Origin of the sequence: Treponema sp., from assembly GCF_024696245.1 — a bacterium.
GTDB lineage: Bacteria > Spirochaetota > Spirochaetia > Treponematales > Treponemataceae > Treponema_D.
Map to the genome: position 1 here is coordinate 1 of NZ_JAILGZ010000148.1, position 6907 is coordinate 6907.

Annotated in this window: 6 protein-coding genes and 1 pseudogene; 4 read left to right on the forward strand and 3 right to left on the reverse strand. The window is 38.1% G+C overall.

Annotated features, from left to right (window positions below):
* On the forward strand, nt 1-197 hold a 197-nt coding region (locus K6D58_RS10480; protein WP_296830438.1), incomplete at its 5' end, for a hypothetical protein.
* Here K6D58_RS10480 and K6D58_RS10485 read toward each other — a convergent pair.
* Complete coding sequence (locus K6D58_RS10485) at nt 114-1412, reverse strand: hypothetical protein (RefSeq protein ID WP_296830440.1); 1299 nt, start codon at nt 1410-1412, stop codon at nt 114-116. The two genes, K6D58_RS10480 and K6D58_RS10485, sit on opposite strands and share 84 nt — an antisense overlap.
* A gap of 100 nt (nt 1413-1512) precedes the next feature.
* Here K6D58_RS10485 and K6D58_RS10490 point away from each other — a divergent pair, with 100 nt between their 5' ends.
* On the forward strand, nt 1513-2055 hold the full coding sequence (locus K6D58_RS10490) for a hypothetical protein (protein WP_296830442.1): 543 nt from the start codon (nt 1513-1515) through the stop codon (nt 2053-2055).
* 24 nt (nt 2056-2079) lie between these two features.
* Entirely contained in the window at nt 2080-3252 is a 1173-nt protein-coding gene (locus K6D58_RS10495; RefSeq protein ID WP_296830444.1) for a DUF8086 family protein, read from the forward strand.
* Here K6D58_RS10495 and K6D58_RS10500 read toward each other — a convergent pair.
* Both K6D58_RS10500 and K6D58_RS10505 read right to left on the reverse strand, forming a co-directional pair.
* Nucleotides 3230-4810: a peptide ABC transporter substrate-binding protein gene (locus tag K6D58_RS10500; protein ID WP_296830445.1), complete on the reverse strand. Its 1581-nt coding sequence runs from the start codon at nt 4808-4810 to the stop codon at nt 3230-3232. The two genes, K6D58_RS10495 and K6D58_RS10500, sit on opposite strands and share 23 nt — an antisense overlap.
* A 1-nt stretch (nt 4811) precedes the next feature.
* Entirely contained in the window at nt 4812-6224 is a 1413-nt protein-coding gene (locus K6D58_RS10505; RefSeq protein WP_296830447.1) for a TP0584 family protein, read from the reverse strand.
* A 123-nt stretch (nt 6225-6347) separates the two neighbouring features.
* On the opposite strand from K6D58_RS10505, the pseudogene K6D58_RS10510 reads away from it, so the two are divergent.
* Nucleotides 6348-6907 (forward strand): annotated as a pseudogene (locus K6D58_RS10510) (threonine--tRNA ligase); the annotation flags it as partial.

A 6907-nucleotide genomic window follows, 5' to 3' on the forward strand; every position in this document is an offset into this window, starting at 1 on the left:
GCTATATTGGACCAAGAAAAACCGGTGCTATTTTACTGGCAGCAAATGTTCAGCTTGCAGCAGGAGAGATGGCACTCTTAATAGATCACAACCAGCCTAAGGCAATTATATATTCACCTAATGCCCGTTCTTCCGTAACTATCATCATAATCGTAGTCGTAGTTGTAGTCGTAGTCGTCGGTATAATCATTGTATGAGTCGCCGTAATTTACGTTATCAAACATATTCATAATATAATCAGCATCAATGCCGTATTTGTTGCTAAAGTCAAGAATGGCTTTGTATACTTCGTAAGTGTTTTTTGCATCCATAAAGCAGTAGGTCTGATTATTGTCGTCATCATAGAATTTAAGGGACATTGTTACGTTAATTCCCTTGCAGAGTTTATTAATATCAGATTCACTAAGTTCTTCATTGTTTGAGATTTTTTTCTGAAGTTCTTCTCCAATTTCTTGTTTCTGCTTTAAGCTGTCAACGTCGGTTTTAGCAGATGTTCCAAAGGTAAATACAGCCTTTCCTCCAACACCGTTTGGTGCAACAAAAGAAAGTGCTGAACTTGCAGAGAATTTTGCAGTAAAGTTTCCTTCTTTAACATCCTTGTTATTTAAATCTGCATCAAAGTCAGTATTGCCGCCTGCAGAAATTTCAATAGCATAATACTTAAGACCTGAATCTTCTATATCAAATTTGGCTGGTGTAAGTGAAAAACCTGCTGTTCCCATGGCCTGGCAATCTACGTTTAAATTGGTCTTATCCATTTTTGCTGTAAGATCTGCATTTAAATCCCTGATATAAAAACTAAGGCCATCTATATCAACATAAACGCTTCCGTTGGCGCTGCCTGCAACTTTACCTGCCTGCTGTTTTTCGTTTACTGCTGCTTTAAGCTTTAAACCCATTCCAGGGATATTAATCTGCATTCCTTCTGGAAGGTCTGTTGATTTTCCTGGTGCATAAGACCATTTAATGTCTGCTTTTTGTTTTCTATAAAAATTATTCATTTCGTTATTAAAATCTTCCGACAGGTCTTCAAATTCCCTCTTAAGCCCTTGAATATATTCACTTCTGTTAAGTGCCCTTTCGTATTTTCCTGCCTTGCCGGATCTTACAAGATAGATGTTTGTTTCTTTTTGAATTTTAGCGAGAAGGTCTACATAGTTGTCTTCAATAAACTGGATAAAAGGATCAACTTCATCATCTTTTATTTGATTCTTAAATGACTTTGCAGCAGAAATAATGTATGAGTCGTCCTTGATAAAAGTTTTTGCACCACTTTCAGGAACACTGGAAGCCTTTATGGCAGCAACTGTTTTTACTGATGAAAGTGCTTCGTCTTCGTCTTTGTTTTTAGAACATGACATTAATACTGTAGAACTTAGTAATGCCATAGTGACCATTAAAATTTTTTTCATATAGCTTTCCTTATAGAGTTGTTATTTTTCTTCTAGATTCTATTAAATTTTTTAGATTTTGTGTAGTTTTTTGCAGTGGCAGTTAAATTATATATATGATATGAAAGATTATATTTTTATCATTAACGCTATTATACTTTTTAGTCCGCTCTTTTTAACTTTTACATCCTGCACTTTTATTGAAGAAAAATCGGATGTACATTTTGTCCTGACTGGCTTAGAGGAAGTAAAAAGCTCTGACTCCTGGCTTGTAGAGTATTATGATGAGAAAGGTATTCTCTGCCATTTTGAGTTAAGGGGCTATCCGGAATTTTATCTGTCTATGGAAAAAGGCCATGTAACTCCGGTAACAGTTAAGGGACTTTCCGGTAAAAAGAAAAACCTGGTCTGGGGAAACATTTATCCCCTGTCATCTGCTTTAAATCTCCATGCAGCTTTTGCAGCCCAGGTTTTTTCCGGGATTATGGAAGCAAGCCTGTCTCCTGCAAAAAAAAGCCTTACCTACCTTAAATATTTTAACTGGGGTAAATTAATAGAAGAAACTTCTTCTTATCCAGAGGTTCTGTACGATAAGGGCAGAATTATGACTTCAATTGCAAATGGAACTTTTAAGAAAGGAGATATAAAAGCATTGGAAAAATAGGCTAAAAGTCTGTACACTTATAGTATGAAAAAAAATCTTTGCAGTTCATTTACAGTAGCAGTTTTACTGACAGCCCTTTTTTTATTTTTAGCAGGCTGTAGTAATAAAAAAGACAGGTCTTCCCTGCAGAAAATGCAGGACATTAAGCAGATAGAAGAACTGCATGTAGGACATGAGTGGTTTTATTTTGACGGTGATTCAATTAAAGAAACCACCCTTCCATCCCAGTCAGCTGCAGCCTCAGAAAAACCATGGACAGAAGCAGTACGTATAAGCAGTGCAGCATCCCTTTCTCAGTCAGACAATTCACCCTTCAAAGCTTTTGCACTTTTAAACCGCTGCGGTCTTATTGCCTTTACGGAAGAAGGTGCAGAATTATTTAAGGATAACTCCCTTTTTCTTGATAACTCAGTTCAGGGAATAGTATTTTCTGCCGGAAGTCCGGTTTTTTATCTTTACAGAAGTACCTTCTTTTTTAACCAGAAAAAGGTTCAGGATGCCTCATCAGGTGTTCAGGTTATAAGGCCTTTTTTAGTTGAGTTTGACGTGCGTTCCAAAAACTTTTATCCCCTGGTTTCTTATGAAAACATGAAGCTTAATAAAGAAGATCAGGTAACAGGATGCTTCTGGAATGGTGACGTGTGGGTTGTAGGTGCTAAAAGTGCAGACGAAAGTGAAGCCCAGTTTAAGTATCTCTGGTGGAAGCCTCCTGTAGCTCTTGGAGAGTTAAATCCTGCTCTTGGTGGAGAAAACTTTTTTATAAGAAAGTCCAGTGAAGAAGAATATTTAAGTGTCTGCATGCCAAAATTATTTGCAGAAGCTCCTCTTGAATTAAAAGCCCTGCTTCGTACCCTGCCGGACTATTTTTCTTTTTATGTTTCATACAGGGACGACAGTGGAACAACTCCTGTAAGCTATTACCATGAAGGAAACGATGAACATACAGTTAATGCCGTAGCCATGTCTTCTGCCGGAAACTTTTATTCCGCAGTGTTATTTGCAGATGGAACAGTGTTTGTAAAAAAGACAGGGTTAGAAGAAGTAAGTGCCTTCCGCCTGCCAAAGCTGGATAATGGATTTGTATACGGTGAGTTTGCCATAGCCGGCGACGTAATGTATGCTGCCTGGGAAGAAGGTTCTTCATGGCAGACAAAACGTGCCGGTTTTATAAAGCTTAGTCTTCTGGATATTTTATAATAATCATTCCTTCAGGAAGTTCAAAGTTTTCTTCCTTAATATACAGATATTTAAGAGGGTGAATGTCCAGGGCATTTGTTGACCATCCTCCGATTTTTTCTGTATTAATTACGTGATAGCTGATGGAGTGGGAGATAGGAATGATTTCTCCGTCATCAAGAAGAAGCTGTTCTGCTTTTGCAAGATTTGTATATCGTTCCTGAGTAGAATCAGCTGTTGATGCAAGGGTCAGGTATTTATCAAATTCCGGATTTGAATAGTTTCCTACATTAAATGAACTTCCGCTTTTGAATAATTCAAGAAAGGCAAGGGGGTCTGCATAATCACCAACCCAGGCGTAAGAAAAAAGATCTGCATTCCAGTCCTTTATAGAATAGTTATAGCGGTATTCCGGTGTAGTCTGGGTAATAACTTTTACTCCAAGAGGCTCCCAGGCTTCCTTTAAGATTTCTGTAATATTTTTGTAATAGTCATTGTCCGAAATAGCAAAAACAAGAGGCAGCTTTTTATTTTTAGGAATACCGGCTTTTTTTCTTGCTTCTTCCATAAGTTCAACTGCATCATCTGCATCAGTTCCGGAAATTCCGTTTACAGAAGGATAGTTTGGAAGAGGGTAAACTAAAGTTGTCGCCTTAACCGGGTATTTATCCCTGAGCTTGTCATAAGGAATTGCTTCTATAAGGGCGTTTCTAAAGTCAGGCTTGTCCCATGGTTCATTTACAGGCTTAAAGAAAAGATATGAGCTTCCAAAAATTGTATTTGCATGAATGGCATCTGTATTTATGATTTTGTCAGATGCTGCAACAGAATCAACCCAGTCTGCTTCTCCGTTATTATAGCTGAAGGCATTTGCGTCTGAATCTTCGCATTGTATGTATTTAATGGAAGGAAGTGCAACAGAAGATGCTTCCCTGTACTTCATGTTCTTTTTAAGTACAAGCTGATTGTCTTTATAACTTTCAAGAACAAATGGTCCTGAGTAAACATCTTTGTCCTTGCTTACTGCCGACAGTGAAAAATGGCAGAGAAGGGCAGGCAGGTGAGCTGTTGGTTCAGTAAGGTTTAATACCAGTGTTTTTTCGTCCCTTGCTTTAATTCCAACTTCATTTTCAGAAACCTTTCCCATTCTATAGTCTGCAGCTCCTTCTACGCAGTCAAGGAAAGAAGAAAAAGGGGCATTTTCTGTTTTAAGAAGCCTGAGCCATGACTGTCTGAAGGTTTCCGCGGTTATTTTGCTTCCGTCAGAAAAACATGCATCTTCATGAAGGGTAAAAGTCCACTTTTTTTTATTTCTTGAAACTTTATAGCTCTGGCAGATGGCCGGTACAGGAGCGGCACTTACAGGATTGTAACTAAAAAGTCCTTCTGTAAGACCTGTAAGAATCTGGGCTTCAGAAACGTAAGTTGCTGTATGGGGATCAAGGTTGTAAGGCTGAACAGGTACAATTACCGTAAGTTCCCTCTGATCCTTAAAGTCAGGGGTTTCTTTTTCTTCCTGGGCAAAAGAAAATGCCTGAATAATAGAAAGAAATATAGCTGTTACTAAAAGTTTTTTCATTTTAAGCGTCTCCGATGATACCAAGTTTGCGCATCTGTTCCTGTTCTTCTTTATAGGAAATGTATTCGGCGCGGTGCTGGTTTACCTTAATAAGAACATTTTTAATGGCAGTAAGTTCCATTTTTATGCCCTTAATTTTAGTACGGTCTACAGCGGTAGCTTCGTTTTTAAAGAAATCATCAAGAGCTTCAAGTTCATTAAGGATTCTGTTGCAGTCAGCCATCTGTCCTAAAAGAAATTCCAGGGCCTTTTCTTCCGGGGCAGAAGCAATTTTAGTGTAGCCCGGAGTGTGCTTTACAGAGAAGGAAGAAAAATACCTTGCCCGCTTGGAGAGGGAATCGATAAAATCTGTAAACTGAATTGTCTGTCTTTTTTTGGCTTCTGTTTTTTTATCTACAATAATTACATTGTAAATAACAGGAGGCGGCTGAAGTCCCAGCATGTTTCTAAAGAAGCGGGCCATTTTATCTTTAAAGGTGTTGTGTTCACTCTGAAGAATTTCGCTGTTGGCAATAAATTTTCTGCATACAAGGCCAATCTGATCTGCGCTGCTGCCTAAAGTACGGATTGCTTCCATAAGAATCTCATGTGTATCTACAGTTTCTTCTTTTTTAGCAGATTTTTTTTCCTGTACAAAAGCTGCAAGAAGTTTAGCCTGTCTTTCTTCCTTGTCGGTACCCAGTTCTTCTGCAATTATTTCCTGAATCAAAGGTTCTGCAAAGTGACGTTTTGGCATTGAAGATGCAAAATGTTTTCTGATTTCAGAAAGCATTGCTGCCGGAGAAGACATGGCTGTCTGCATGCTGAATGAAGGATTACCAAAGACATTTTTGCGGACTTCTACCTTGTAGCTTTCCTTCTGGTATTCAGCAAGGGCTTTAAGTCCGTCGTTTATTTCTTTAATAGCTTCTGCACTTTTATGGGTAGTATCTTTTATAAGGCTTAAAATAATAGGAGGTGCACCATTGCGCAGTTGTTTAACGCAGATAGCCAGACCCCTTGTATTAGGGCGTGTTGCATTTTCCGTAAGGTTTGACCAGGTGAAGGTGTTGTTAAGTTCAAGAAGCTTGCGGATCTTTTCCATATCAAGCTGTTTGGTAGAAAACTTCATGTAATTGCAGACAAAATCCAGAATACTTTCATAATCACTGAATCTGATGCCTAAAGTTACGCTGCGTTCATTTTCTGTAAATTCAAGATTTTCTATCTGAATGATTTCTGAGATTTTCTTATCTTTTTTATATGGATCAGGAGTGAGTAAATTCTTATTAACCATCGCTTCAAAAAGATTGCGCACACATGTAAGGTGAAGACGATAATCTTCCTGAAGTTTAGGCAGTTCCTGAGTGTCAAACCATATACCTTTTTCTTCTATTGCTGCGATTATTTTACTGTTAAAATCATTTTCTGCCATAAATACACCTATACCCTTTAAACATCGGCATGAATCGGGGATTTCTTTAATGGTTGTAAAATTGAAAAAAAAGTATTAGGCTAGATGAACAAATTTTATTCTATATAAAAGAAGGTATTGAAAATGGCAGTTGATGAAAAATTGCAGATGGTAAGGCACAGTTGTGCACACGTAATGGCAGAAGCCGTATTGAACTTGTATCCGGGAACAAAGATTGCAATCGGACCGGCTATCGAAAATGGATTTTATTATGATTTTGATTTTTCCACTACCACCACCAATACCAAACCTACCGAAACCGATTTTCCTGCTATAGAAAAAGAAATGCGCAGGATTCTTGCAGGCAACCATCAGTTTGTAAGAAAAGAAGTTTCAAAAGAAGAGGCTCTTAAGCTTTTTGCAGATCAGCCTTATAAGCTTGAACTCATAAAGGATCTCCCTGAAGGAGAAACAATTACTACTTATGAACAGGACGGCTACCTTGATCTTTGCCGCGGACCTCACGTTGAATCTACAAAAGAAATTAACGGACAGGCATTTAAGCTTACAAAGATGGCAGGTGCTTACTGGAGGGGAGACAGCGACAAGGCTATGCTTTCCCGTATTTATGCAGTTTGTTTCTATAAACCAAATGATCTTAAAGATTATCTTGCAATGCTTGAAGAAGCAGAAAAACGCGATCA

Bases quoted from the DNA above. Each gene is read 5' to 3' on its own strand.
- K6D58_RS10490 (WP_296830442.1), top strand. From the start codon at position 1,513: ATGAAAGATTATATTTTTATCATTAACGCTATTATACTTTTTAGTCCG.
- K6D58_RS10505 (WP_296830447.1), bottom strand. From the start codon at position 6,224: ATGGCAGAAAATGATTTTAACAGTAAAATAATCGCAGCAATAGAAGAA.
- K6D58_RS10495 (WP_296830444.1), top strand. From the start codon at position 2,080: ATGAAAAAAAATCTTTGCAGTTCATTTACAGTAGCAGTTTTACTGACA.
- K6D58_RS10500 (WP_296830445.1), bottom strand. From the start codon at position 4,810: ATGAAAAAACTTTTAGTAACAGCTATATTTCTTTCTATTATTCAGGCA.
- K6D58_RS10485 (WP_296830440.1), bottom strand. From the start codon at position 1,412: ATGAAAAAAATTTTAATGGTCACTATGGCATTACTAAGTTCTACAGTA.